The sequence below is a fragment of the Actinomyces sp. oral taxon 897 genome (assembly GCF_002999235.1).
Taxonomy (GTDB): Bacteria; Actinomycetota; Actinomycetes; order Actinomycetales; family Actinomycetaceae; genus Actinomyces.
Map to the genome: position 1 here is coordinate 287,476 of NZ_CP027236.1, position 24,612 is coordinate 312,087.

Consider the following 24,612-nt stretch of genomic DNA (forward strand, 5'->3'; position numbering starts at 1 on the left):
GTAGGGGACCGGGCCGGGCGGTGGCTCCCCGGCGTCGTAGCGGGGGTGGCCTGCGGGCCGGCCTGCGCGCCCTGGACGCCCGCGTGGCGCCCCGGCGGGGCGGCGGGGCGGGTGGTGTCCGGAGGACCTGTCACCCGAAGGTGAAGGAGTAGAGGGCCAGGCCGGGGGAGACGGTGAGCTCCAGCGTGCCGCTGCTGGTCTGTGGCGTGCTGAGCAGCTCCAGGGCGTTGGGGACCCCGGAGACGTGGAGGGTGCGCTCCTGGCCGCCGTCCACGCTGTAGGTGAGGTCGCCCTCGCCGGAGACCACCAGGTTGACCTGCCTGCCGTGGTAGGCCAGGCGCAGCCGGGCAGGGCCGTCCGCGGGGGAGACGGACTGCCGCCCCACGTCCCAGGTGCCCTCCAGTGCGAAGGTGTCCGGCTCCAGGGAGTCAGGGAAGGTCAGCTCCTGGCGGCCCTCCGGGAGACGTCCGGAGGCGAACATGGAGGCCCGGGCCGCCCCCAGGTACGTCTCCGGGGTCCGCGACCCGGTCACGGTGGGGGCGTCGTCCTCGGGGGTGAACACGGGCTCGGGCAGGGCGACGTCCGGGTCGGCCTGACGCAGCAGCTCACGCACGAGCCTCTCGGTGGTGGCCTCACCACCCTCCCCGAAGGCCACCTGACGCAGCTGGCCGGTGGCGTCGGCGAGGTAGTGGGTGGGCCAGTAGCGGTTGCCGAAGCTTCGCCAGGTGGCCAGGTCGGAGTCCACCGCCACGGGGTAGGTGATACCCAGCCTCCTGGCGCCCTCGCGCACGTTGTTCGTCTCCTTCTCGAAGGCGTACTCCGGGGAGTGGACGCCGATGACCTGCAGCCCGTGGGCGGCGTAGGTCTCGTGGAGCCTCTGGATACCGGGGACGGAGCGCTGGCAGTTGATGCACGAGTAGGCCCAGAAGTCGATGAGCTGGACCTTTCCCGCCCGGTCCGCCTCGCTCAGGGGCTGGTCGCCGGGGGTGTTGAGCCACGCGGTGGCCCCCGTGACGGCGGGCAGGGCGCCGCAGTCGGCCAGGTGGTCGGCGCCCGGGACGCAGGCCCGGTTCGACCCCGCGCCCCTGCCGTTGAGGAACCGGTCGACGCCGGCCTGGAGGGAGGCGGTGTAGTCGGGCAGGGAGCGCTGGAGGGCCGCGGGCAGGTCGAGGACGAGCGCCACGGACAGGGCGACCATGAGGGCCCCGGCGGCCAGGCGCACGCCCCTCTGACGGGAGCGGAAGGCCCTGAGACGCTGGGTGACCCTCTGCCCCGCCAGCGCGAAGGCCAGCAGGGGCACGGCGGCGCCCAGGGCGAAGGACAGGGCCAGGGTCACGGTGTCCGCGCCGATCCTCCCGGTGGAGCCCGCCACGGAGACGGCCGCCAGGACCGGGCCGGCGCAGGGGACGTAGGCGGCGCCCAGGACCAGGCCCAGGGCGAGGCCGCCGGAGGGGTTGCGCGAGCCCAGCCTCTGGAACCGGGCGAAGGGGCGCTCCATGACCTCCATGACCCTCGGGACGATCATGCCCACGCCAATGAGGGCCAGCAGGACGATCCCCGTCCAGCGGACGAGGTCCTGGGGCAGGTGGAGGAGGGTGAGCAGGGTCGATCCCAGGAGGGTGAGGACGGTGAAGCTGAGCACCAGGCCGGTGACCACCAGGTAGGGGCGCCACCGGGAGGGGGGCTCGGGTCCGGCGTCGGGCCGTGCCGCCCGGGTGCCCCCGGACAGGAGGACGACAGGCAGGACCGGCAGGACACAGGGGGAGATCCCGGTAATGAGGCCTCCGAGCACGCCTATGAGAACCAGGCTAATCATGATCACTCCTTATCGGCAGGTGGTGTCACCTCGGGTTCGGAGCGGAAGGGGGTAGTGGATTGGAGGGGTGAGGGCCCCTTAAGGGGTCGGGGCTACAGCACCTCCGTCACGGCCCCCAGCAGGTCCTCACCGAGGCCGGCCGCCCGCAGGGAGGCCAGCAGGGCGGCGCCCGTCAGCCCGGAGCCCACGGCCGCCCAGGCGGCGTCCTTGACGATGTAGTCGATCCGTGCCTCCTCCAGCAGGGCGAGGACCTCCTCCTGCCAGGGGGCCTGCCGCACGGCCAGGCCGCCCACCTCCACCGTGGTCCCACGTCGTCGTGCGGTGGCGTCCACGACCCCGAGGTCCACGCTGAGCCCGCCCCCCAGGGTCGTCCCGTCGGCCTGGCGCGCAGCGGTCGGGACGTCCAGGGGGCGGCCGTCCAGGCGCACCTGTGCGGCACCGGGCGCCGACACGCCCAGGATCTCCAGCCTGAGGCGGCGGCGTGAGGGCACGACGCCCTCCGCCCCCTGCTCGCGTACGGACAGCCTGACGCCCTCCGCCGACCAGCTGGCGGTCAGGGTGGTGCGGGTCACGGCGTCGTCCCCGGGCTCCGGGGAGCCGTCGTCCTCCTCCAGCACGAACTCACCGCGCGTCCCCGGCGCGCCCGGGACCAGGACGAGCGCCAGGTGCACCGGGTTCGAGCCCGCCGCCTCGGACAGGTCGCCCGCCAGCACCAGGACGCAGCCCTCCCGCGCCAGGACCGGGAGGCGTTCCAGGGGCCGGAAGAAGGACAGCTCACGACCGCCCTCGGGGAGGACCTCGTAGCGTCGGCCCGTGACCACGTCCCACCACGTGCCCCGGGGCAGCCAGGCGTCCTCCCGGCCCAGGCGCGTGACGGCGTCGAGGGGGTGGACCATGGGGACCACCAGCAGGTCGCCGAAGAGGAACGTCGTGCGGTGGCGGTAGGCCCCCGGCTGCCGGGGGTGGTCGTGGTAGAGCGGTCGCACCGGGCCCACGCCCTGGCTGTGGGCCCGGCGGGCCCAGGTGTAGAGGGTGGGGACGAGACGGTGCCGGAGCCTCAGGTAGGCCTCCATGGTGGCCCGGGCGTCCCGGCTGTAGCGCCAGGGCTCCTTGGAGCTGAAGGCTGACCTCGTCGAGTGCAGGCGGTTGACGGGGGAGAAGCAGCCCAGCTGCACCCACCGGGCCGAGCGCTCCGGGTCGGCCGTGCCGAGCATGTGCCCGCCGATGTCGTGGGACCACCAGTAGTAGCCGATGTTCGCCGCCGTGGCCGTGAACTCCGGCTGGAAGGCCAGTGAGGCCCAGGTGGCGTACGTGTCCCCGGAGAAGCCCACGGGCGTGCGGTGGCTGGAGGCGTCTGCGAAGCGGGAGAAGGTCACCGGCCGACGACGCCACGCACCCGGCCCGCCCCCGGTGGCGCTCTCCCCGGGAGCGGGCGACCCGGTGGGCGCCTCAGCGCCCGACCCGGCGGGCGGGGATGCCTCCTCCCGGGGAGCGGGTGACTCGGTGGCCGCCTCAGCGGGAGGAGGCGTCTCCTGGCGGGCGGGGACCGCTGGCCTGGCACCGCCCCCGGGCCCCTGCGGGCGCTCGCGCCCGGAGTCCAGGTAGTGGACGTGGTTGAGCATCCACAGCGGGTCCAGGCCCGGGACGTCCGTGGCGCCCCCCTGCTGCCAGTCCAGCCACCAGAAGTCCACCCCCTGCTCCTCCAGGGGGTGGTGGACGCAGGTGAGGTAGGCGTCGGTGAAGGCCCTGTCCCCGATATTGAAGGGGATGCCCGTGCCCGTGTCCGGGTCCAGGCCCAGCCGGGCGGCCACGGCGCGGTAGGCGGCCTCGTGACGGCGGATCCCGTCGGCCGGGTGGAGGTTGAGGGCGACCTCCAGGCCGCGCCCGTGGAGGGCGGCCAGGAAGCGCCCGGGGTCCGGGAAGAGCCTCCGGTTCCAGGTGTAGCCCGTCCAGCCGTTGCCGATCGCCGGGTCCACGTCCACCTCGTGCCAGTCCATGTCGACCACGGCCACGGACAGGGGGACGCCCTCGGCGGCGAAACGGTCCACGAGGGCCAGGTACTCCTCCTCGGAGTAGGCGTGGTAGCGGCTCCACCAGTTGCCCAGGAGGGCCCGGTCAATGAGCGGGGTGGGCCCGGTCAGGCGGAAGAAGTCGCCCAGGGCCGCGCGGTAGTCCTGCCCGTAGCCGAAGAGGTAGAGGTCCGTGTCCGGTGTGGAGCCGTCCACGGGGCTCGCACCGGGGCGGGGACGAACCCACTGGTCCTCGGTCAGGAGCAGGGAGGCCGAGTCGTCCAGGACGGCCCAGCCGGCCAGGGACAGCAGACCGGGGCACAGGGGGACGGCGCCGTCGGCCTCGTCCAGGGTGCGGGCGGTACCGCCGAGGTTCGTGGGGTAGGGCTCCTGAGGGTCCCAGGTGTCCCCGAAGTGCCAGGTGCCGCCGTGGGGGTGGATGACCCGGGTGCGTAGGGCCACCTGGAGGCCGGTGCGGGAGAACCCCCGGAAGGGGCGGTAGGTGAGGTGGAGGTGCTCGGTGACGACCTCGACGCGCTCGCCCTCGCCGCTGCCGGTGCGGCGGACCCGGAAGTCCGGGACCGGGCCGAGGTCCCGGCTCGTGACGAGCTGGGTGGCGACGTCGGTGAAGCCGCCCGGGACCGCCAGGTGCTCCATGCGGATGAGGCGGCTCGTGAGCACCGTGAAGCGGTAGTCGGGCCCCTCCACCACCGCCTCGGGGCGTGCGGGTGCCGGCAGCGGCCGGTCGGGGGCGGTGGACAGGGGCGATGACACGATACGGCTCCTGGCTGGTGGGCGGCGGGTGGGGTGTGGTACGTCAGGTGGTGGGGCCGTCGGCCATGACCCGGTGGCGCAGGGCCAGGGTGGCGGCACCCCGCGCCCAGTCGGCCCGGTGGTGCTCGCGCACCTCGAGGCGGACGTCCCCGGCCGAGGAGCGCCGCAGGGAGCTGATGCCCACCATGACCTGGTCCTCGAAGAGGGTGGCCACGTCGGCGCGCTCCCCGGCCACCACTACCACCTCGGGCAGGGTGAAGGCCGCCGCCATGGCAATGAGACGGCCCAGGCGCCGGGCGAAGGAGGAGACGACGGCCACCGCGTCCGCGTCACCCTGCACGGCCAGGCGCACCACCTGCGCAGCCTCCAGCGGGGACCGCCCGCACTCGGTCCGCCAGACACGTTCCAGGGCCGAGTCGGTCAGGGTGTCCATGGCCGCCCGGGCCGTCGCGGGGCGGGCGCCGTCGGGCACGGGGACGGTCCCCATGAGCCCGAGCTCGGCGGAGGGCGTCGTCACCACGTTCCCGTCGCAGGCCAGGCCGAAGCCCACGCCGGACCCGACCGTCACGACGTCGAAGCGGCGGTGACGGCGGCCGGCCCCGAACCACGCCTCGCCCAGGGTCAGGGCCACCAGGTCGTTGGCGACCGTGCAGGGGACGCCCAGGGCCTCCTCCGCCAGGCGGGCCAGGGGGACGGAGGACCAGCCGTAGAAGGTGGCCTCGCCCACCACCCGGCCGCCCCGGGTGGCGCCGCCCAGCGAGATCCCGGCGCAGGCCGGGGGCGGGAGCCTCCCGGCCCCGGACACGGCCTCGGCGACCGTGTCCTTGAGGAGGGCGACGACGTCGGCGGGGGAGCGGGACCCCAGCGGGACCTGGACGGAGGCGTGAGGGGTCAGGGTCAGGTCCGTGACCACGACCGTCAGGCTGGTGACGGACAGCGTGGCGCCCACGATGCTCTCCGCCTCGGCCCGCACCTCCAGGGGCGTCTGGGGGCGTCCCGTGGCCGCGACCTGCTCGGCCGTGGCCGTGAGCAGCCCGGAGGCGACCAGCGGGGCGGTCAGGCGCGTAATGGAGGCGGGGGAGATGCCGACGGCCTCCATGATCTGGGGCCGCGAGAGGCGGCCGTGGCGCAGCAGCTCCAGGACGATGCGCCGCTGGGTCCCGGTCAGGTCCGCCCAGGGGTTCTCCGGGAGGGTGGGCGGGCGACGCGTCGTCATGGGCCCATTGTGCCTGACCGGCGCGGCCGCGGCCTCCCGGCCCCGGTCTTTCTTCTGCCAGGAGAGGAAGACGGTGACGTGGTGGCCGACGCCGGGACGGGTCCAGGTCCTCGCTTGCGCCCCTCTTTATTTAGGGGCAAAATAATCTCGTCATCGCAACGACGCACCGGGAGGTTCCCATGACAGCACTGAGCAGGCGCTCCTTCCTCGCCACGACGGCGAGGGCGGCGGCGCTCGCGGCGGCGGGAGGCTCGCTCGCCGCCTGCTCCTCGGGCCGGGACGGCAGGGTCCGCCTCGAGCTCTTCCAGTTCAAGAGCGAGGCCATAGGCCTCTTTGACAGGATCTGCGCCGACTTCAACGCGGCCAACCCGGACATCGAGGTCACCCAGAACTTCCAGGCGGACAACGTCACGGCCCTGCGCGTGCGCCTGGTCAAGGGGGACATGCCCGACCTCGTGACCATCAACGCCGACTACAACTACGGCGCCCTGGCCCGTACCGGCGTCTTCCACGACTTCGCGGGCTCCGACCTGCTGGGACGGGTCCAGCCCCCATCGCCGACATCCTCACCAGCCTCGGCGCGGGCGCGGCGGGGGAGAACAACGGCCTGCCCTTCGCGGACAACGGCTCAGGCATTATCTACAACAAGGACGTCTTCGACTCCGTGGGCCTGACCCCGCCCACCACCTGGGCGGAGCTCATTGAGATCTGCGACGAGCTCACCGCCGCGGGCGTCGCCCCCTTCTACTGGGGCTTCAAGGACAACTGGACCGGAGCCCCCATGTTCTCCTCCATCTCGGGGGGCTACCTCACCGACGGCGTCGCCGCCTGGTACCAGCGTCGCCGCGAGGGCGCGGTCTCCTTCTCCGAGCTCACCCCCGTGCTGGAGAAGATGCGCACCGTGGCCGGCTACGGCAACCCCAGCAAGTTCGAGCTCGGCTACAACGACGCCAACCAGGGCTTCGCCCAGGGCCGGGCCGCCATGTACTGGCACGGCACCTACGCCATCCCCGCCATCCGCTCCTACAACGCCGACATCAACCTGGGCACCTTCGCCACACCCGCGGACGACGCGGCGGACACCAAGGTGGTCTCGGGGGTGGACGTGGCCCTGTGCACGGGGGTCAGCCCCAGGCACCCCGAGGAGTCCCTGCGCTTCCTGACCTACCTCATGCAGGAGACCAACCAGGCCTCCTACTGCACGCAGCAGGTCGCCTACCCCACCCTGACGGGCCTGGTCGCGGAGGACCCGGCCCTGGAGGGGCTCAACCCCTACTTCGAGGCCGGTCGCGTGGCCACCTACTCCGACCACAACTTCCCGCCCGCCGTCACCCTGAACGCCTACATCCAGCAGTTCCTCATCTCCGGCGACGTCGACGCCTTCGTCTCCACCCTGGACACCCAGTGGGACAAGGTCGTCAAGCGCCTGGCCGAGACCGCCTGAGGACGAAGGAGGACAGACCATGACCCCTGCACCCAGCACGACGGCGCCCAGGGCCGCGGCCCCGAAGGCGCCCCCAGCCCCCTCGCGCCCGCCTCGCCGCGGCGCCAACCGGCCCAGGAGGGTCGAGCGCGCCTACATCTGGATGGTGGCCCCCGCAGCGGTCCTCTTCACGGCCCTGCTGACTATCCCGCTCCTGACCGGCCTCTTCTACACCTTCACCAACTACCAGGGCTACGGCGAGTGGCGGTTCGTGGGGCTGACCAACTACAAGAACCTCCTCACCGACGACATTATCTGGGGCTCCTACGCCTTCACCTTCAAGTACGCCCTCGTCGCCACCGTCCTGACCAACGTCATCGCCCTGGGCCTGGCGCTCCTGCTGAACTCCCGGATGAGGGCGCGCAACCTCATGCGCGGCGTCTTCTTCCTGCCCTACATCCTGCCGGTGCTGATCGTCTCCTACGTGTTCAGCTACCTCTTCACCAACAACCTGCCCCTCATCGGCCGCGAGCTGGGCTGGGAGTGGCTGAGCACGTCCCTGCTCGCCAACGAGGACCTGGCCTGGCTGGCCATCGTCGCGGTGGGGGTGTGGCAGGCGGCCGCCTACAACACGATCATCTACCTGGCCGGGCTCCAGACCGTCCCCGAGGAGATCTACGAGGCCGCGGCGCTCGACGGCGCGGGCCCCTGGCGCCGGCTGCGCTCCATGACGCTGCCCCTCATTATCCCCTTCATGGGGATCAATATGATCCTGTCCTTCAAGAACTTCCTGGGCGTGTTCGACCAGGTGGTGGCCCTGACCAGCGGCGGCCCGGGGACGGCCACCCAGTCGATCTCCTTCCTCATCTTCAAGAACGGGTTCCAGGGCGGCGAGTACGCCTACCAGACGGCCAACGGCATTATCTACTTCCTCATTGTCGTGGCCATCTCCTTCGCACAGCTGAAGTTCTTCCAGAGCCGGGAAAGGGTCTGAGACATGTCCGCAACCACGCCCGCCCCTACCCCGACCACCGTGCCGCCCGCCGCCCCCAGGCGTCGGCGTCGCCGCACCTACGGCGTGAGCTGGTGGACCACCGCCCTGGCCGTGGTCCTCAGCCTGACCGTCCTCGTACCGCTCTACTTCACCGTGGTGACGGCCTTCAAGACCCCCGAGGAGCTGGCCGCCTCCGGCTTCTCCCTGCCCCGCTCGTGGAACCTGGACAACTTCCGTGAGGCCTGGACCACCACCAACTACCCCCGGCGCCTCCTGGAGACCGCGGTCATTACCGTCGGCGCGGTGGTCCTCACCCTCCTGACCAACTCCCTCGTGGCCTACGCCCTGGGCCGCAATATGCACCGCAAGTGGTTCCGCCGCCTCTACTACTACTTCGTGGCCGCCCTCTTCGTGCCCTTCCCGATCATTATGCTGCCGGTGGTCAAGGAGACCGCCTGGCTGCACCTGGACAACGAGGCCGGCCTGGTCCTGCTCTACACGGTCTACGGACTGGCCTTCAACATCCTCATGTACACATCCTTCATCAAGTCCATCCCGGTGGAGCTCGAGGAGGCAGCGGCCATTGACGGGGCCAGCCGGTGGGGCATTTTCTGGAAGGTGATCTTCCCGCTCCTGTCCCCGATGAACGCCACCGTGGGCATCCTGACCTGCCTGTGGGCGTGGAACGACTTCCTCCTGCCCCTGGTCATCCTCACCGACGAGTCCCGGGCCACGCTGCCCCTGGCGCAGTACGTCTTCCAGGGGCAGTTCAACACGAACTACACCGTCGCCTTCGCCTCCTACCTCATGGCCATCGCGCCCATGGTCCTCGTCTACGTCCTCGCCCAGCGCTGGGTCATCTCCGGCGTCATGCGCGGCTCCCAGAAGTAAAGGAGACTCCTGCCATGAACACACCCACCCCGGCGGGCGGACCCGCCCAGCCCCTGGTCCCCTCGCCCCGCCACGCAGGCAGCGGGCCGCACTGGTGGCGCCACGCGGTGGTCTACCAGGTCTACCCCCGCTCCTTCCAGGACAGCGACGGTGACGGCGTGGGCGACCTCCCCGGCCTCCTCTCCCGCCTGGACTACCTGGACGCCCTGGGCGTGGACGTGGTCTGGCTCAGCCCCGTCTACCGCTCCCCCCAGGACGACAACGGCTACGACGTCTCCGACTACCAGGACATTGACCCGCTCTTCGGCACCCTGGCCGACGTCGACGCTCTCGTCGCGGGCCTGCACTCCCGCGGCATGCGCCTGGTAATGGACCTGGTGGTCAACCACACCAGCGACGAGCACCCCTGGTTCCGCTCCTCCCGGCGCGGCCCCGTGCCGCCTGACGGCGCCCCCAGCCCCCACGCCGACTGGTACATCTGGCGCCCGGCCCGCCACGTGCCCGGCCTGGCCCCCGGGGACGCGGGCACCGAGCCCACCAACTGGGGCTCGGCCTTCTCCGGGCCCGCCTGGACCTGGGACGAGGGGCGCGGGGAGTTCTACCTCCACCTCTTCAGCCCCCGGCAGCCTGACCTCAACTGGGAGAACCCCGAGGTGAGGAGGGCCGTCTACACGATAATGCGCTGGTGGCTGGACAGGGGCGTGGACGGCTTCCGCATGGACGTCATCAACCTCATCTCCAAGACCTACCCGCTTACCGACGCCCCCCTGCCCCCCGGCGCCCGCTACGGCAGCGGGTTCGGGGCCGTCGTCAACGGGCCGCGCGTCCACGAGTTTCTGGCCGAGATGAACCGGGAGGTCCTGGCCGGGCGCGTGGACGCCGCCGGGCAGCCGGTGCACGTCCTGACGGTGGGGGAGACCCCCGGCGTCACCCGCCCCGAGGCCGTCCTCTACACCGGGCCCGCCCGCGGCGAGCTCGACATGGTCTTCCAGTTCGAGCACGTGGGCCTGGCCGACGGGCCGGGCGGCAAGTTCGACCCCCGGCCCGTGGACCGGGTCGCGCTCAAGCGCAACCTCGCCGCCTGGCAGGAGGCCCTGGCCCCGGCCGTGGACGCCTCCGGCCGCCTGACCGGGGAGAGGGGCTGGAACTCCTGCTACTGGGACAACCACGACCAGCCCCGGGCCGTGAGCCGCTTCGGCGACGACGACCCCGCCTGGCGGGAGGTCAGCGCCAAGACCCTGGCGTCCGTGCTGCACCTGCACCGCGGCACCCCCTACGTCTACCAGGGTGAGGAGATCGGCATGGTCAACACGGTCTTTGCCGGTGTCAGCTCCTACCGGGACCTGGAGAGCCTCAACCACTACCACGAGCGGGTGGGAGCAGGGGACGACCCGGCATCGGTGCTGGCCTCGCTGGCCGCCAACTCGCGTGACAACGCCCGCACCCCCGTGCAGTGGGACGCGGACCCCCGGGCGGGCTTCACCACGGGCACGCCCTGGATCGACGTGGCCCCCAGCTGCACCGAGGTCAACGTCGCCAGCCAGGTGGGGGTGGGGGGCAGCGTCCTCGAGCACTACCGGGCGCTCATCGCCCTGCGGCACACCGACCCTGTCGTGGCCCTGGGTACCTTCCGCCTGCTCGACGCCGATGACCCCGGGTCCTGGACGGTGCTGCGTGAGCTCGTGGGCGCCGACGGCACGCGCGAGCAGGTCCTGCTGGTGGCCTCGTGCACGCGGGAGGGTCTGGAGACGGGGGTCGGCTCCGCGCTGCGGCGTCGGCTCGCCGCCGAGGGACTGGACCTGGGGCAGTGGGACGACGCCGCGCGGGTGCTGGTCGCCTCCCTGCCCGCCTCCGCGGCCCTCCCCAGCGGGCGCGGGGTCCCCGGACACCTGGCGGGCTGGGACTCGGTCGTCCTGCGTCGCACCGTGTGAGGCCCACCGTGTGAGGCCCACCGTGTGAGGCGCACCGTGTGAGGCCCGGGCGCCGGGCGGCGTCAAGTCTGGGGGGTGGGTCTGGGCGTCGGGTCCGGGGGGTGTGCCCGGGCGCCCGGTCCGCCTCTTTACCGGGAACGTGCCCTAACCGTCGGTGACGTACCTTAGCTGTCGGCGACGTACCCTAGCCATCGGTGACGTACTCTAGAGGGCTTCTAGGGTACGTCGCTGATGACGAAGGTACGTCGCTGATGACGAAGGTACGTCGCTGATGATGAAGGTACGTCGCCGGTGACCAGGGGAAGTGAAGTACGGCTAGAGCGAGTCCGCGGCCGCGCGGACCTGCCCCCTGACCGGCACCAGACGGGTGAGCTGGGTGACGTGCCGGGGCTCGAGCTCGGCCAGGCTGGCCACCCCCAGCAGCTTCATGGTGCGTACGATCTCCTCCGTGAGGATCTCAATGGCGCGGTCCACGCCCTGGCGCCCGCCGGCCATGAGCCCGTACAGGTAGGCCCGCCCAATGAGCGTGAAACTGGCACCCAGGGCCACGGCGGCCACAATGTCGGCGCCGTTCATAATGCCGGTGTCGATCATAATGGTGGCGTCCTTGCCGACCTCCCGGACCACCTCGGGCAGGAGCCGGAAGGGCACGGGGGCGCGGTCCAGCTGACGCCCGCCGTGGTTGGACAGCAGCACGCCGTCGACCCCCAGGTCAATGAGGCGCTTGGTGTCGTGCAGGTTCTGCACGCCCTTGACAATGATCCTGCCCTTCCACATGTCGCGGATGACGGCCAGGTCGGCGTCGCTGATGGTGGGGTCCATGGCGCTGTCCAGGAGCTCGCCCACGGTCCCGCCGGTGCTCTTCAGGGAGGCGAACTCCAGCTTGGGGGTGGTCAGGAAGTCGAACCACCACCACGGGCGTGGGACGGCGTTGAGGACGGTGCCCAGGGTGATCTGGGGCGGGATGGAGAAGCCGTTGCGCCGGTCACGCAGGCGGGCCCCGGCCACCGGGGTGTCCACGGTGAACATGAGGGTGTCGAACCCGGCGGCGTCGGCGCGCCGGACCAGGTCGTAGGAGATCTCCCGCTGGCGCATGACGTAGAGCTGGAACCAGTTGCGCCCGTCCGGGTTGGCGGCGCGCACGTCCTCGATGGAGGTGGTGCCCAGGGTGGACAGGGTGAAGGGGATGCCCGCGGCGCCCGCGGCCCCGGCACCGGCCACCTCACCCTCGGTCTGCATGAGGCGGGTGAAGCCGGTGGGGGCGATGCCGAAGGGCAGGGCCGAGGTGCCGCCCAGGATCTGGCAGGACGTGTCCACGTCCAGGGCCGGGTGGAGGATGTCGGGGTGGAACTCGACGTCCCGGAAGGCCTGGCGTGCCCGGCGCAGTGAGACCTCGCCCTCGGCGGCGCCGTCGGTGTAGTCGAAGGCGGCCGCGGGTGTGCGGCGTCTGGCGATCTTGCGCAGGTCCCAGATGGTCTGGGCGGCGGTGAGCCGACGACGACGGCCGTTGAGGTCCGGGGTCTTGAAGTGCAGGAGGTCAAAGATCTCGTACGGGTTGGGGAGCTGTCGCTGGACCATTCGGAACCTCGTTGTCGAGTGGTGTGAGGGGCCTACCGGGTTAGGTGCGGCCGTGCTGCCGTGAGGGGCTGGTCCCCTCCCAGGGCCCGAGGGGCTCTGGTTGGCACCCATGACTGTAGGGAACCTCGGGGGCGAACGCAAGGTGAGGCTAGCCTTATGGACGCTCCCCGGTGCCGGTGGGTGGGTACTGGTTGGTGGGGTGTCGGTGGGTGGTGTGTCGGTGGGCCGACGCGCGCCCTCCGCCGGGCTCTGGCTGCCTCGGGCGTCTGTCGTGCGTGCGGTGGTGGGCCTGGGTGGTGCGTCCGGCGTCGGGAGTTCGGCGTCGTGCCTGAGTCTGAGGTGAACGCGCTTTCCTGGGGGTGAACGCGCTTTAGGGTAAGTGGACGCTACCTAAAGCGACGTTCACCTACCCGATAGCGCGTTTACCTCCTCGGGAGCGCGTTCATCTCCTCAAGAGTGCGTTCGTCTGCGGGGAGGACAGGGATATGGTTGCTGGACCTTGGTGGTGTGTCCGTCGTCGTGCGTCCGTCTGGGGGGACGGCGAAGGGTGGTACTCCTTGCCGGCCCCCGCCCCTGCCCCTGCCGTGTCTAGCTGGCAGGGGCGGGGGCCGGGCTTCAGGGGCGGGGCCTACGCTCCTCGGGCGTCCTGGGCATTCTGGGCCTCCTGGGCGTCCAGCGCGGCGGCCACCCGTCGGTGCGCCTCCCAGATCTCCCCGGGCAGGCCCTTGAACTGGGACAGGTGCTCCTGACGCAGGCCCATCTCCTGGCGCCAGCGGGGCACGTCAATGGTCAGGAGGCGGTCGAGGTCCTCGTGGCTGCCCTCGAAGCCCTCCAGGTTGAGCTCCTCGACGCGCGGGACGACGCCCACCGGGGTCCGGCGTCCCGTGACCCGGCCCTCCTTGAGGTCCATGAGCCACAGCAGGGCGCGCAGGTTCTCCCCGTACCCGGGCCACAGGAAGCGGCCATCGTCGGGGTCACGCTGGAACCAGTTGACGTGGGCGAAGATCGGCTTGTGCTCGGCGGCACCCAGCACGTCCAGCCAGTGGCGGGCGTAGGCGCCCTCGGGGAAGGACATAAAGGGGCGCATGGACATGGGGTCGTAGCGCAGGCGCCCCTCGGTGCCCTCCGCGGCGAAGGTCGCTTCGGCACCCAGCGTCAGGCCGTCGTAGACACCCTCGGCCAGGTCCGTAATGGCGCGGATGAGCGGCTCACGGTCCCGGCAGCGCCCGCCGAAGATAATGGCGTCGATCGGCACACCCTCGCTGCGCTCGTAGTCCTCGGCGATATTGGGCACCACGGACAGGCGGGCGGTAAAGCGCGAGTTCTTCTGCGACCACAGGTCCTCGTCGGCCCCCGAGCGCTGGTGGGCGACGGGGCGCTCGGAGACGAGCTCGTTCTTCCAGTCGCGCCAGCCGGTGACGTCGAGCGGGTAGTCGGGGGTCTTGCCCTCCCACCACAGGTCCTTGGTGCCCTCGTGGTAGGCGACGTTGACGAACAGGGTGCCGGTGCCCTCGGCAACCGCCCTCATGGCGTTGGGGTTGGACTCCCAGTTGGTGTCCTTGGCCACGCCGAAGGTGCCGTACTCGGGGTTCATGCCGTAGACGCGCCCGTCCTCGCCCACGCGCAGCCAGACGATGTCGTCGCCGTAGAAGTCGACCTCGTAGCGCTCGCCCAGGGCGGCCGGGGGCAGCATCATGGCCAGGTTCGTCTTGCCCGAGGCCGAGGGCATGCCCCCGCAGACGTGGTAGGTGCGGCCGGTGACCTTGTCCCGGATGCCGATGAGCATGAACTGCTCACCCATAAAGCGTCCCGAGGCCCAGCCGTCGTAGGAGCCCTGGCGCAGGCCGTGGGCGATCTTGCCCAGCAGGGCGTTGCCGCCGTAGGCGGAGCCGAAGTGCAGGATGGTGCGCTCGTCGGCGATGGTGGCGAACAGCCGGCGGTCCTCCTTAGTGCCCTGGCCCAGGGCGTCCAGGTCACCGGTGGCGTGGACAGCGCGCACGAAGAAGCCGGGGTCGTCCAGGTCATTGAGGTAGTCCACGCCCACGCGCGCCATGCGCAGCATCTGGAGGACCACGATGCGGTTGTCGGTGATCTCGACGCCGACGGCCCACCGAGAGAGGGGGGAGCCGGGAGGGGCCATGAGGTAGGGGACGACGTACATGGTCTTGCCGGCCATGGCGCCGCTCATGCGCTCGACCTGCTGGGTACGTACCTTGGTGGCGTCGCGCCAGTTGTTGTAGACGCCCCTATCGGCGGGGTCGTGGGTGGCCACGACCGTGCGCTCCTCGGAGCGGGCGGTGTCCTTGGGGTGGCTGTGGGCCAGGTAGCGGCCGTGGCCCGCCTCAATGAGCTCCCCGGCTGCCAGGGCCTGGGCGAGAAGACGCTCGTCGGCGTCGGCGTTAACGACCTCGACGTCCTGGGGGGTGAGGATCCGGGCCCACTCGGTGACGAACTCGCGGACGTAGGGGTTGCGCAGCCCGGCCTGGGCCAGGGCTGTCGGGGCGTCCATGGTCACGGCGCCTGTCATAGAGGGTCTCCTTATGTGCTGATGGTTGGGTGCCAGCCCGGGGCGGGCGCGGGGAGCGCTGGCCCGCCCCGGGGGCTGGCAACGAGCCTAGTCTAAATTTCGGGTACCCGAAACTCTGTGGGGTGTCGTGGCGCCGTGTCGCAGGTAGGCGCGCTGGTCCTGGACGGGCTGACCTGGTCGTCCTGCGCCGCACCGCGCGCACCGTGTGAGGTCCAGGCGGGTGTGGGCGACGGGTCTGGGTGGTGCGTCCGGCGTCGGGTTTGGGTCTGAGGTGAACGTGCTCTCCTGGGGGTGAACGCTCTTTCTTGGGGGTGAAGGCGCTTTAGGGTAGGTGAACGCTACCTAGGGCAGCGTTCACCTGTCTGAAAGCGCGTTCATCCCCTTGGGAGCGCGTTCACCTGGTTGAGAGCGCGTTCGTCTGCGGGACGGCGGATGCGAGTGGCGGGCCTGGGTGTGCTTGCTGCACCCGTCACCTGCACTCGGGCTCTGGGTGGTGCGTCCGGCGTCGTGCCTGGGTCTGAGGTGAACGTGCCCTTCTGGGGGTGAACGCTCTTTCTTGGGGGTGAACGCGCTTTAGGGTAGGTGAACGCTACCTAGGGCAGCGTTCACCTGTCTGAAAGCGCGTTCATCCCCTTGGGAGCGCGTTCACCTGGTTGAGAGCGCGTTCACCTGCGGGACGGCGGGAGAGCGGCTGCCGTACCTCGTGGGGGACAGCGAGGCACCCCCACTCGCGCAGGGTTTGAGGCCGGGCACTAGCACGGACCCGGCGACCAGGGGCGGCACCTCCGCTCGCGTGGGGCTTGCTTGTCGCGGGCGGCGAGCTTGGCGTCGTGGGGGACAACGAGGCACCCCCTGAGCTTGCCGGACGGCGTAGTCCGGTGGCCTGGTTCTGCCTGGTCCCGGCCTCCCGAGCTTCTACCGGAACCTCCCGAGCTCCTACCGGAAGGTGTAGTCGCTGCTGTCCAGGGTCATCTGCCTGCCGTCGGGGGCGGTGCAGGTCAGGGTGCTGTTGCCGGCTGTGCAGGTGAAACCGTGCGCTGACAGGCTCTGGCCCTCAGGCAGCTCCTTGAAGGCGTACCAGTTGTCCTCGCAGTACTGGGAGCCCGGCTCGGCGCTGGTGCACAGCATGCCCAGGGAGACGTCGCCCCGGCACTCGCCGACGCTGTAGCCGCCGGACCACAGCGCGAACGCCGTACCAATGTGGGCGATGCCGTAGCAGTAGTGGCGGTCCTCCTGGTGGACGTCCAGCCGGGTGCCGACCTGGCAGCTGACCGCGGGGACCGTCTGGGTGGTGAAGTACTTGTCGGTGACGCCCTGGGGGCCGTCGACATCCGTCTGGCCGGCGGCGTCCCGCCCGGCCTGGGTGGGCTGGCTGACCTCCTGGGTGCCGATGTTGCACAGCATGTTGTTGTCCGCGGTGCGGAAGACGACGTCCCCTCCTGGCTGGGTGTAGGCCTGGACGTCCGCCAGCGGCCCTGAGGCGGTGGACGAGTCGGAGCTGGAAGGCAGGGGCGCGTTCGGTGAGAGGGCGGTCCCAGGGGCCTGGGTGGTGCCGGACGTGGCGTCAGGCGTGTCGGCGGTCTCAGTGGCGGCCTCAGTGGTGACGGTGGTGGCCGGGTCCGCCGAGGGGTCAGCCTCGGGGATCTCGTCACAGCCGGTCCCGGCCAGGGTCAGCAGGATGGCGGCGCCCAGCACCAGGGTGCGGGCACGGAACGAGTGGGACATGGGGTCTCCTCATGGTGGCAGTGGTGGAGTCGGAGAGGCGGATCGCCCCGTGTACGCAGGCTGCGCAGTGCGGGGGCTTCCTTGGCTCGCAGTGGCAGGGGTGCCATCCAGTGTAAGGCTTAGGGGAACCTTTTACGGAAGATACCGGAAGTAACCTGCTCGGACGCCGTGGTGGCCAGGACGGTCACGGCCACCATGACAGGCAGGTACCAGACCGGGCCCCGGACAATCTCCCACACGAAGACCGCCCCGAACAACGGCGCCCGCTGGGTCACGGACAGCACGACGGCGCCCCCGGCCAGCGCCAGCGCCGCCACGTCCACGTCCCACCCCACCAGGCGTGAGGCGATCCCCACTACCGCCCCCGCGCAGCCCCCCAGGGCGAAGGACGGTGCCAGCAGGCCGCCGGTGGCACCCGCCCCCAGGGTCAGACCGGTCAGCAGAGGCTTGAGGACCACCACCCCCAGCATGACCAGGACCGCGGAGGCGGTGACCGGGGCCACCAGGGCCGCGCCCAGGGCGTCACGGCCGTTGCCCGGCAGCAGGGGCAGAGCCAGGCTGGCCACCCCCGTGAGCAGGCCCGCGCCGCCGATACCCAGCGGCAGCCCCCACAGGTGTGCCGGGTGGTGGGCCGCGAACCGGGCCCACAGGGCGCGCGCCCCGACTCCCAGGGGGAGGGTGAGGGCCAGGAGGACGGGCAGGGCCAGGAACGTGGGCGCGGTAGCGGTCAGGACGGGCAGGGCCAGGGCCGCCCGGTTGCCGTCCACCACCCAGGTGGTCGCCGCGGCGAGCAGGCTCACCACCAGGCAGAGCGCCGTGGCACGCAGCCGCGGCCAGGTAGTGGGGCTGACGGCGCCACCGGGTGCGGTACCTGCGCCCGGGCCCGTGCCAGCCGACGAGCTGCGGCCGGCTCCGGGTGCGTCGGGCCCCGGCGTACCCGGAGCGGCAGGGTGCTCGGGGCCAGCGGGAGCGCTCGCGGCCCCCCGGGGCCGGTCGGTCCCCCGAGGCTGGGCGTCGGTCCCCTGGGACCGGGTGTCGGTCTCATGGGGCCGGTCAGTCCCCCGGGGCTGGGCGTGTCGGCGCGGTAGGAGACGCAGCGCCAGGACCACCTCCAGGGCGTAGACGGCCCCGCCCAGTGGCGCGTTGTACATGGCCGTCAGCCCCGCACCGGCGCTGGCGGCGACCAGGAGCTGGGCCTCACCGGACCCCAGGCCCAGCCAGGACGAGACCCGGGCTGCCACGGCCCCCGCCATGAGGCGTGGCGCCCCCTCCCGGCCCACCGAGTTGCCGGCACCCACCGTGAGGACCTGGACGACGCCGTCGAGACAGGGGCGGACCAGGCCCATGCGTCGGGCCACACCCCCGCTGGGGTCGGCGAGTGCGGCCCGGACGGTGACCACGCCACCCGTGGCACGCTCCCACCACCAGAACAGGCCTGCACCCAGGCCACCAGCCGCCGGGGCGAGGGCGGAGCGCCAGCCCGCCTGTGCCACGCGGTCAGGCAGGCTGGGGGCGTCCACCCCGTAGAAGACCAGCTCGACGCCCTCCAGGAAGCGCGCCATGGCCAGGCCGATGAGCCCGGCGGCCAGAGCACACAGCAGGACAGCGGCAAGACAGCGGGCGGGCATGACCCCACCCTACCCAGCCCCGGTAAGCCGTGCGTCGGCGGACAGGACCCACCTTGCGCAGGCCGACGTGCCCCGGGGCAGGGTGCGTCAGCTCGCGGCGGCCTCGTCCACGCTCGCGCCGAAGTCCGGCACCTCCTCAAGGGGCAGGATCCCGGCGTTCTGGCTGACCAGGGCGATCGCCCCGCGTAGGCCCATCCACCACTGGTTGAGGGGGCGGCGGTTGGCGCGGTCGAGCTCCTCGTTCATGTGCTCCAGGCGGTGGTGCGTGATCCGCCCACCGGTCAGGCCCACGTAGGAGGAGTGGGCGGTTCCTGCGTCGAGCTGGTCGGCCAGGAGGCGCAGGGCGTGGGCCACGAGCTTGGTGGCCATGAGACGGTCGAAGGGCGTGGGGTCCCCGCCCTGCTGGAGGTGGCCGATAATGGCCTGGCGCACGTCGTACAGGCCGTGGCCCTCCTCGGCGAAGATGTGCGCCAGGACGTCGGTGGTGTAGTTGACGCTGGCGCGCTCGTTGCGCACGATGAGGTAGAGCTCGCGCCCGGAGCGGAAGGCCTCCACCATGCCGGCCGTGTCCCGCGCCAGCCCCGCCAGGGTGATCCCGTCCTCGTTGAGGTAGACGCGCTCGGCACCGGTGGCGATGCCGGACATGAGGCTGAGGTAGCCGCAGCGGCGCCCCATGATCTCGGCCACGAAGCATCGGTGGGAGGCCGCGGCGGACTGCTTGATGGAGTCCAGCGCCCTCACCGCGTTGTTCAGGGCCGTGTCCGCGCCAATACTCAGCTCGGAGCCGGGCAGGTTGTTGTCGATCGAGGCGGGCACGCACACGATCGGGATCTTGAAGGCGGGGTAGCGGTCCCGCTCGGTGACCAGCTGGTGGGCGGCCAGGTAGGCGTTGAAGCCGCCGATGACCAGCAGGGCGTCGATCTCGTGGCGCTCGATGGAGCGTCCCAGGGCGTAGAGCTGTTCCACCGTGGGGACCTCACGGCGGGTGCCCAGCTCGGCCCCGCCGTCTCCGACCCAGCCCTCGACGTCGTCCCAGGACAGGGCGTGGACGTCGCCGTCCAGGAGCCCGGGGAAGCCGCCGTGGACGCCCAGCATGGTGAAGTCGTGGTCCAGACCCAGGCGGACGGCGGCGCGCGCGGCGGTGTTCATGCCCGGGGCCAGGCCCCCGGCGTGGACGACCGCCACCCGGCGCGGGCGGTCGGCCCTTGACGTGGTGTCGATGCTCGGGCCGCGCCGGAAGGGGGCGGGCAGCGGTGGGGCGGTAGCGGCCTGGTCTGGCTCGTCCTGGGTGTGGACCGCCGGGTCCAGGGCCGGGGGCGTGGACATGGTCTCGAAGAGCTGCAGCATCTGGCCGAAGCTGGCTCCACGGGCGGCCACGGCCCCCTGGTAGTCCCCGCTGGCCACCAGGTCCTTGACGGCGCGGGTGGCATTGACCTGCTCCATCATGGGCAGGGCACGGATGCGGTTGTGGCGCTCGGCGAAGATGACCGGCTCGGAGTCGGCGGTGGCGGTGACCACCTCCCGGGCGGCCGCCACCCCCAGAAGGGTGGACATCCAGCGGTCGTAGGCGCTGGGCTTGCCACCGCGCTGGACGTGGCCCAGGATCGTCACCCGGGCGTCCTCACCCAGGCGCTCGGAGAGGACCTGCTTGACGTCGTCGGCGGTGATGCGGTTGCCGGAGCGGTCCGTGGCCCCCTCGGCCACAATGACCATGGACTCGCGCCGTCCGGCCTCGCGGCCCTGGCGGAGCTTGGTGCACATGTCGTCCTCCCAGCCCTCGGCCGGGGGGAGCTCGGGGACCAGCACGTAGTCGCATCCCCCGGCTACGGCCGTCATGAGCGCCAGGTACCCGCAGTGGCGTCCCATGACCTCCACCACGAAGGTGCGCTGGTGGGAGGCCGCGGTGGAGGAGATGTCGTCAATGGCCTCCAGGATGCGGTGGAGGGCGGAGTCGGTGCCGATGGTCATGTCGGCGCCCACCAGGTCGTTGTCGATGGAGCCGACCAGGCCGGTGACGATGAGGGCGGGGTGCTCGGCGGCCGTCTGGGCGCTGATCTCCCCCTTCTCGGCCAGCTCGGCCACCAGGGAGGGCCAGTTCTCCCGGAACACGTTGGTGCCGGTCAGGGAGCCGTCGCCGCCGATGACCACCAGGTGGTCGATGCCGTGCTCCAGCAGGTTGCGTGCGGCGGCGAGCTGGCCCTCGCGCGTGCGGAACTCCGCGGAGCGGGCGGTGCCGATAATAGTCCCTCCGCGGTGGAGGACCGAGGAGACCGAGTCCCAGGCCAGGGGGCGGATCCCGTCCCCGCCCTTGACGGCCCCGGCCCAGCCCTCCATGACGGCGTAGGGCTGGGCTCCCAGGCGCAGGGTGGTGCGTACGACGGCGCGCACGGCGGCGTTCATGCCCTGTGCGTCGCCGCCGGAGGTCAGGATCCCGATCCGCAGGGGCTCGGCGGTGGTGGAGGTGGTGGGCGGCGTCGTCGGCTGAGCCATGAGGGTCCTTCCCGAGCGGTCAGTAGTCAGGTCCTCCTATTGTCCCCCGACCATGGGGTCTACGTCACGTCTGTGGCGGGGCCGCTCGCCCTGGGCGGAGCGCACCACCGGGGGACGGACCCGTTCGTCCGGTCAGAGCGGACCAAGGTCCCTGGCGTAGGCGGCCCTGCACATGAGATAGGCGGCGCGACCGGTTAGAATAGGTCATGGGGAGCCCGCCGTGGTCAGGGGCGGTCTGGCACCGTCTCCCGGTGGCGGGGCGGCACGGGGCGCCCCGGTCCTTGACTACCAGCCAGGTGCGCAGCGTAGCGCCGCACCGTCCTTCTTGCGGAGGTCGATGTGTCCCACGCTCTGCCGCGTGCGCTCAGCTGTACTGTGCCAGCCCTGGCCCTCATGACGGTCACGGCCGTGTGGGGCTCCACCTTCGTCATGATCAAGGGCGTGGTCGGGGTCATCCCCTCCATGGACTTCCTGGCGGTCCGGTTCGGGATCGCGGCCCTGGTCGCTCTGGCCTGGCGCGGACGCTCCCTGGCGCGCTGCCCCCGCTGGGTGTGGACCAGGGGGGCCGGTACGGGGCTGGTCTACTTCAGCGCCCAGGTGGCGCAGACGGTGGGGCTGGAGAGTGCGGACGCCTCGGTGGCCGGCTTCGTCGCTGGCACCTACGTGGTCCTGACCCCGGTGGTGCTGCGTGTGGCTCTGGGGGTGAGGGTGTCGGGGCGTACGTGGGTGGCGGTGGGCCTGGCCACGGCGGGGACGGCGGCCCTGGGCCTTAAGGGCCTGGCCCTGGGGCCGGGGGAGTCCCTGAGCCTGCTGGCCGCCCTGCTCTTCGCGGTGCACATTGTCTGGCTGGGACGGTGCGCCACCCGCGCCAACCAGCTCGACCTGGCGGCGGTCCAGGTCATCGCCCTGGGGGTGGCCAGCGTCCTGGCGGGCCTGCCCGGGGGCGTGACCCTGCCCGACGACGGCGCCCAGTGGGGTGAGGTGCTCTACATGGCACTGGCCCCGGGCCTGCTGGCCCTCCTGCTCCAGACCTGGGCGCAGGCGCGCACCTCCCCGTCCAGCGCGGCCGTCATGATGGCCACTGAGCCGCTCTTCTCAGCCTTCTTCGCGGTGAGCCTGGGGGGTGAGCAGGTCACGGCCCGTCTCCTGGTCGGTGGGATGTGCATCCTGGGGGCGGCGTGCGTGGCCGAGGTACTGCCCGCGGTCCGGCAGGCCCGGGAACGGCGACTGGGCCTGGTGGCCTAGCTGGCCGGTCGTGGTTACCCGCCCTGGGCCCGGCGACGGCGTCGTTCCTGGCGTCTGCGTTGTCTTGCGCGTCGGTGCTGCCAGTGCCGTTGGGCGCGGCGCTGGTAGGTGTGGGAGTAGCCGTAGACCAGGCGGGCGGTGGCGGCGGTGAGCAGCAGCGCCAGGGCGGCGTGCCTGGCGGGGGCCTGGGGGTCGGTTGTGAGCACAGGGACCCAGGTCTCGGGGGCGCCGACGACGAATTTTTCGGCGAGCCAGGTGGTGACCCTGGAGAGGTCCTGCTCCGTCCAGATGTCGTTCAGCCAGCTGTTCAGGCCGGCGGGGTCTGTCAGGGCTGCTTCCTGGTCCAGGTGCCACATCCCGTCGTCTCCCAGGGTGATCCAGTCGTGGGCTGGTCGGCCGTCCTCCAGGGTGTAGGCGTCCTGGGGGATGAGGTGGCCTGTTTCCAGGACGCTGATAGCCTTCAGGTACAGCCTAGTAATGACCTCGTTCCCGAGTTGCTCCCGTGTCAGGGAGCGGTCGCTGGCCTGGGTGGCCTGGGCGGGGGTGGCCGGGGGACGCCAGGGTGCTCCCGGGGCCGGGACGGGCTCCGGGCCCCGGTCCAGGGCGGCCAGCACCACCCCTGCCGCGGGGTTCTCCCCGTCCTCACCCACGCCCCTGCCCGTGACACAGGCGGTGTAGACGTAGCCGTACAAGTGGGCATTCTCGTCTAAGTCGTTCAGGATGCGGGTAGGGGTGTTTCCGGTACTGGTTCCTGGCGGGATCCTGAATGCGTCAGTGGCCAGGCGGTGGGTGATGAATATCCTGGCGGCCTTGGACAGGATGGTCAGGGCCGTGTCGTCCCTGAGGGCCTCGCGCAGCAAGGCGGTCAGTTCTTTATTGTGGTGCTCGCTCCAACTGGCGGGCAGGGACAGGTAGAAGAGCTGGTTACTCCCAGCGTAGTCAATACCGCTAGCGGTATTCTCAATATCGCCTATGGAGTTGGCGAGTATGACGGCGGTGGTGCGTCGGGCTGTGGGTGTCCAGGTGGTGGTGTCCACGCCTGCCAGGGTGACTACTGCCTGTTCGGTGAGCCAGGCGGCCCGGGCCTCGTAGGGGTTGGGTTGGGATGTGGTGGCCTGGTAGCGCAAGGTGGAGGCCGAGGCCACGGCCGCGGTCAGGGCCTCCAGGCAGGCGGTCCCTGACCTCTGGGTGCGGGCGGACGCCCACTCCCAGGTGGTGGCGTCCACCTTGGTGGCCCGGCCCCGCCTGAACTCGTACTCCTCACCAGGTGAGGGGCCGGGGGCGGCTCCTGGTAGAGGTGGGGCCAGGACGTCCAGGACCGTCTGGGGGCGCCGGGCTGCGGCGGTCAGGACGGCGGCCAGGGGGTCGTAGAGGAGGTAGCGGGCCCTGACCTCCCGGGGCGCTCCCCCGGGGAAGTTCGAGTACCCGCCCCCTGCCGTGGTGGTCAGACGCGCGTACTCCACCCACCCCACCCGCAAGCCCCCAGTCGTCGCACCGGTCTCACCAGCCATCAACCCACGAACCAGAGCATCCAGGAACCCGGTATCCAGGGCCAGAGGATCCCGAGCACCCCGGGTACCCGACTGCCCGCTACTGGCACCCAGGTCCCGACCATCACCAGCACCCAGGACCTGGGCAGCCGCCTGACCACCCCCAGGACCCGGGGTCGCCGTGTCCCCGGCACCAGGAACCTGGCCGTCACCAGCACCCGGAGCCTGGGTGCCAGCGGCGGCAGTAGTCAGAGGGTCCTGGTCGGCGGTGGTGGTAACCAGGGACGCCAGGTCCCGGGCCAGGGCCTCACGGTGCCCCTCGTCCCACAAGGGCGAGCTGGTAGCCGTGGCCAACAGGGACGTCCACGTGGTGGTGCCAATGGGCAGGTGCGCTGCCACGCGCACCAGGCCCCTGGCTCCCAGGGCATCAACCAGGGTGGTGGCGTAGGCGTCCCCATCGGCGTGCGGGGCCACACGCTCACTGACCACTTGCGTCAGGGCCGTGTAGTCGCCCTCGTCCAGGGCCTCGGCCAGCACGACGGCGTCCCCGAGGGCGGCGTCGGCACCGGCAGGGTCCGTGCCGGCAGCAGTAGCACTGGTGGCGGCGCCCGGGCTGGTGGTGCCCGGGTTTCTGACGGTGTCTGGGCTGGTGGTGCCCGTGCCGGTAGTGGGGGCTGGTGCCGTACCCGAAATGACCTGGGTGGTGGGTGCGTCCTGGAGCGGTGCGGCTGCTGCTCGTGGGGACACGCGGCAGGTGGGCAGGACCAAGCAGGCCGACAGGACCAGGCACCCTGCCAGGGCCGTGCCCCGACGTACCAGGACCCACCGGCCAGGACGATCGGCAGGAATCATATGAATCAGCTCCTTTGCTCAAG

The 24,612-nt window shown here is 71.4% G+C and carries 15 protein-coding genes; 6 read left to right on the forward strand and 9 right to left on the reverse strand.

What is annotated here, in order from left to right:
• Window positions 1–130 precede the first annotated feature (130 nt).
• The 3 genes from C3V41_RS01220 to C3V41_RS01230 form a co-directional block, all read right to left on the reverse strand.
• Window positions 131–1,816 carry a cytochrome c biogenesis protein CcdA gene (locus C3V41_RS01220; RefSeq protein WP_106108755.1) on the reverse strand — a complete coding sequence of 562 codons (1,686 nt, stop codon included), beginning with the start codon at window positions 1,814–1,816 and terminating at the stop codon, window positions 131–133.
• Between the two features lie 92 nt (window positions 1,817–1,908).
• Window positions 1,909–4,599, reverse strand: coding sequence for a TIM-barrel domain-containing protein (locus tag C3V41_RS01225; protein WP_106108756.1), 2,691 nt, complete (start codon window positions 4,597–4,599; stop codon window positions 1,909–1,911).
• Window positions 4,600–4,642: 43 nt separating this feature from the next.
• Window positions 4,643–5,815 (reverse strand): ROK family transcriptional regulator, encoded by a 1,173-nt coding sequence (locus tag C3V41_RS01230; protein ID WP_106108757.1) that lies wholly within the window; start codon window positions 5,813–5,815, stop codon window positions 4,643–4,645.
• 179 nt (window positions 5,816–5,994) lie between these two features.
• Between C3V41_RS01230 and C3V41_RS13490 the strand changes: the two genes are divergently transcribed.
• The 5 genes from C3V41_RS13490 to C3V41_RS01250 are packed head-to-tail and all read left to right on the forward strand — an operon-like array spanning window position 5,995 to window position 11,054.
• Entirely contained in the window at window positions 5,995–6,489 is a 495-nt protein-coding gene (locus C3V41_RS13490) for an extracellular solute-binding protein (protein WP_254423634.1), read from the forward strand.
• Complete coding sequence (locus C3V41_RS01235; RefSeq protein ID WP_254423769.1) at window positions 6,423–7,259, forward strand: ABC transporter substrate-binding protein; 837 nt, start codon at window positions 6,423–6,425, stop codon at window positions 7,257–7,259. The genes C3V41_RS13490 and C3V41_RS01235 overlap by 67 nt, the downstream gene beginning before the upstream one ends.
• A 19-nt stretch (window positions 7,260–7,278) precedes the next feature.
• Window positions 7,279–8,232, forward strand: coding sequence for a carbohydrate ABC transporter permease (locus C3V41_RS01240; protein WP_165271559.1), 954 nt, complete (start codon window positions 7,279–7,281; stop codon window positions 8,230–8,232).
• 3 nt (window positions 8,233–8,235) lie between these two features.
• The gene (locus C3V41_RS01245) at window positions 8,236–9,123 is read left to right on the forward strand and encodes a carbohydrate ABC transporter permease (RefSeq protein ID WP_106108759.1); all 888 of its coding nucleotides are present in this window, start codon (window positions 8,236–8,238) and stop codon (window positions 9,121–9,123) included.
• 14 nt (window positions 9,124–9,137) lie between these two features.
• Window positions 9,138–11,054: an alpha-glucosidase gene (locus C3V41_RS01250; RefSeq protein WP_106108760.1), complete on the forward strand. Its 1,917-nt coding sequence runs from the start codon at window positions 9,138–9,140 to the stop codon at window positions 11,052–11,054.
• Window positions 11,055–11,369: 315 nt separating this feature from the next.
• Here the strand turns inward: C3V41_RS01250 and C3V41_RS01255 are convergent, their stop codons facing one another.
• From C3V41_RS01255 to C3V41_RS01275, 5 genes are all read right to left on the reverse strand, one after another.
• Window positions 11,370–12,632 carry an alpha-hydroxy acid oxidase gene (locus C3V41_RS01255; RefSeq protein ID WP_106108761.1) on the reverse strand — a complete coding sequence of 421 codons (1,263 nt, stop codon included), beginning with the start codon at window positions 12,630–12,632 and terminating at the stop codon, window positions 11,370–11,372.
• Between the two features lie 628 nt (window positions 12,633–13,260).
• Window positions 13,261–15,159 carry a phosphoenolpyruvate carboxykinase (GTP) gene (locus tag C3V41_RS01260; protein ID WP_254423635.1) on the reverse strand — a complete coding sequence of 633 codons (1,899 nt, stop codon included), beginning with the start codon at window positions 15,157–15,159 and terminating at the stop codon, window positions 13,261–13,263.
• A gap of 936 nt (window positions 15,160–16,095) precedes the next feature.
• Window positions 16,096–16,884 carry a hypothetical protein gene (locus tag C3V41_RS01265; protein ID WP_106108762.1) on the reverse strand — a complete coding sequence of 263 codons (789 nt, stop codon included), beginning with the start codon at window positions 16,882–16,884 and terminating at the stop codon, window positions 16,096–16,098.
• A 119-nt stretch (window positions 16,885–17,003) separates the two neighbouring features.
• Window positions 17,004–18,512 (reverse strand): chloride channel protein, encoded by a 1,509-nt coding sequence (locus C3V41_RS01270; RefSeq protein ID WP_106108763.1) that lies wholly within the window; start codon window positions 18,510–18,512, stop codon window positions 17,004–17,006.
• An 87-nt stretch (window positions 18,513–18,599) separates the two neighbouring features.
• Window positions 18,600–21,002, reverse strand: coding sequence for a 6-phosphofructokinase (locus C3V41_RS01275; protein ID WP_106108764.1), 2,403 nt, complete (start codon window positions 21,000–21,002; stop codon window positions 18,600–18,602).
• Between the two features lie 393 nt (window positions 21,003–21,395).
• Between C3V41_RS01275 and C3V41_RS01280 the strand changes: the two genes are divergently transcribed.
• Window positions 21,396–22,247, forward strand: coding sequence for a DMT family transporter (locus C3V41_RS01280; RefSeq protein WP_129591443.1), 852 nt, complete (start codon window positions 21,396–21,398; stop codon window positions 22,245–22,247).
• 14 nt (window positions 22,248–22,261) lie between these two features.
• On the opposite strand, the gene C3V41_RS01285 is transcribed toward C3V41_RS01280, so the two are convergent.
• Window positions 22,262–24,589, reverse strand: a complete 2,328-nt coding sequence (locus tag C3V41_RS01285) for a DUF6571 family protein (RefSeq protein ID WP_106108766.1) — start codon at window positions 24,587–24,589, stop codon at window positions 22,262–22,264.
• Between the last annotated feature and the right edge of the window lie 23 nt (window positions 24,590–24,612).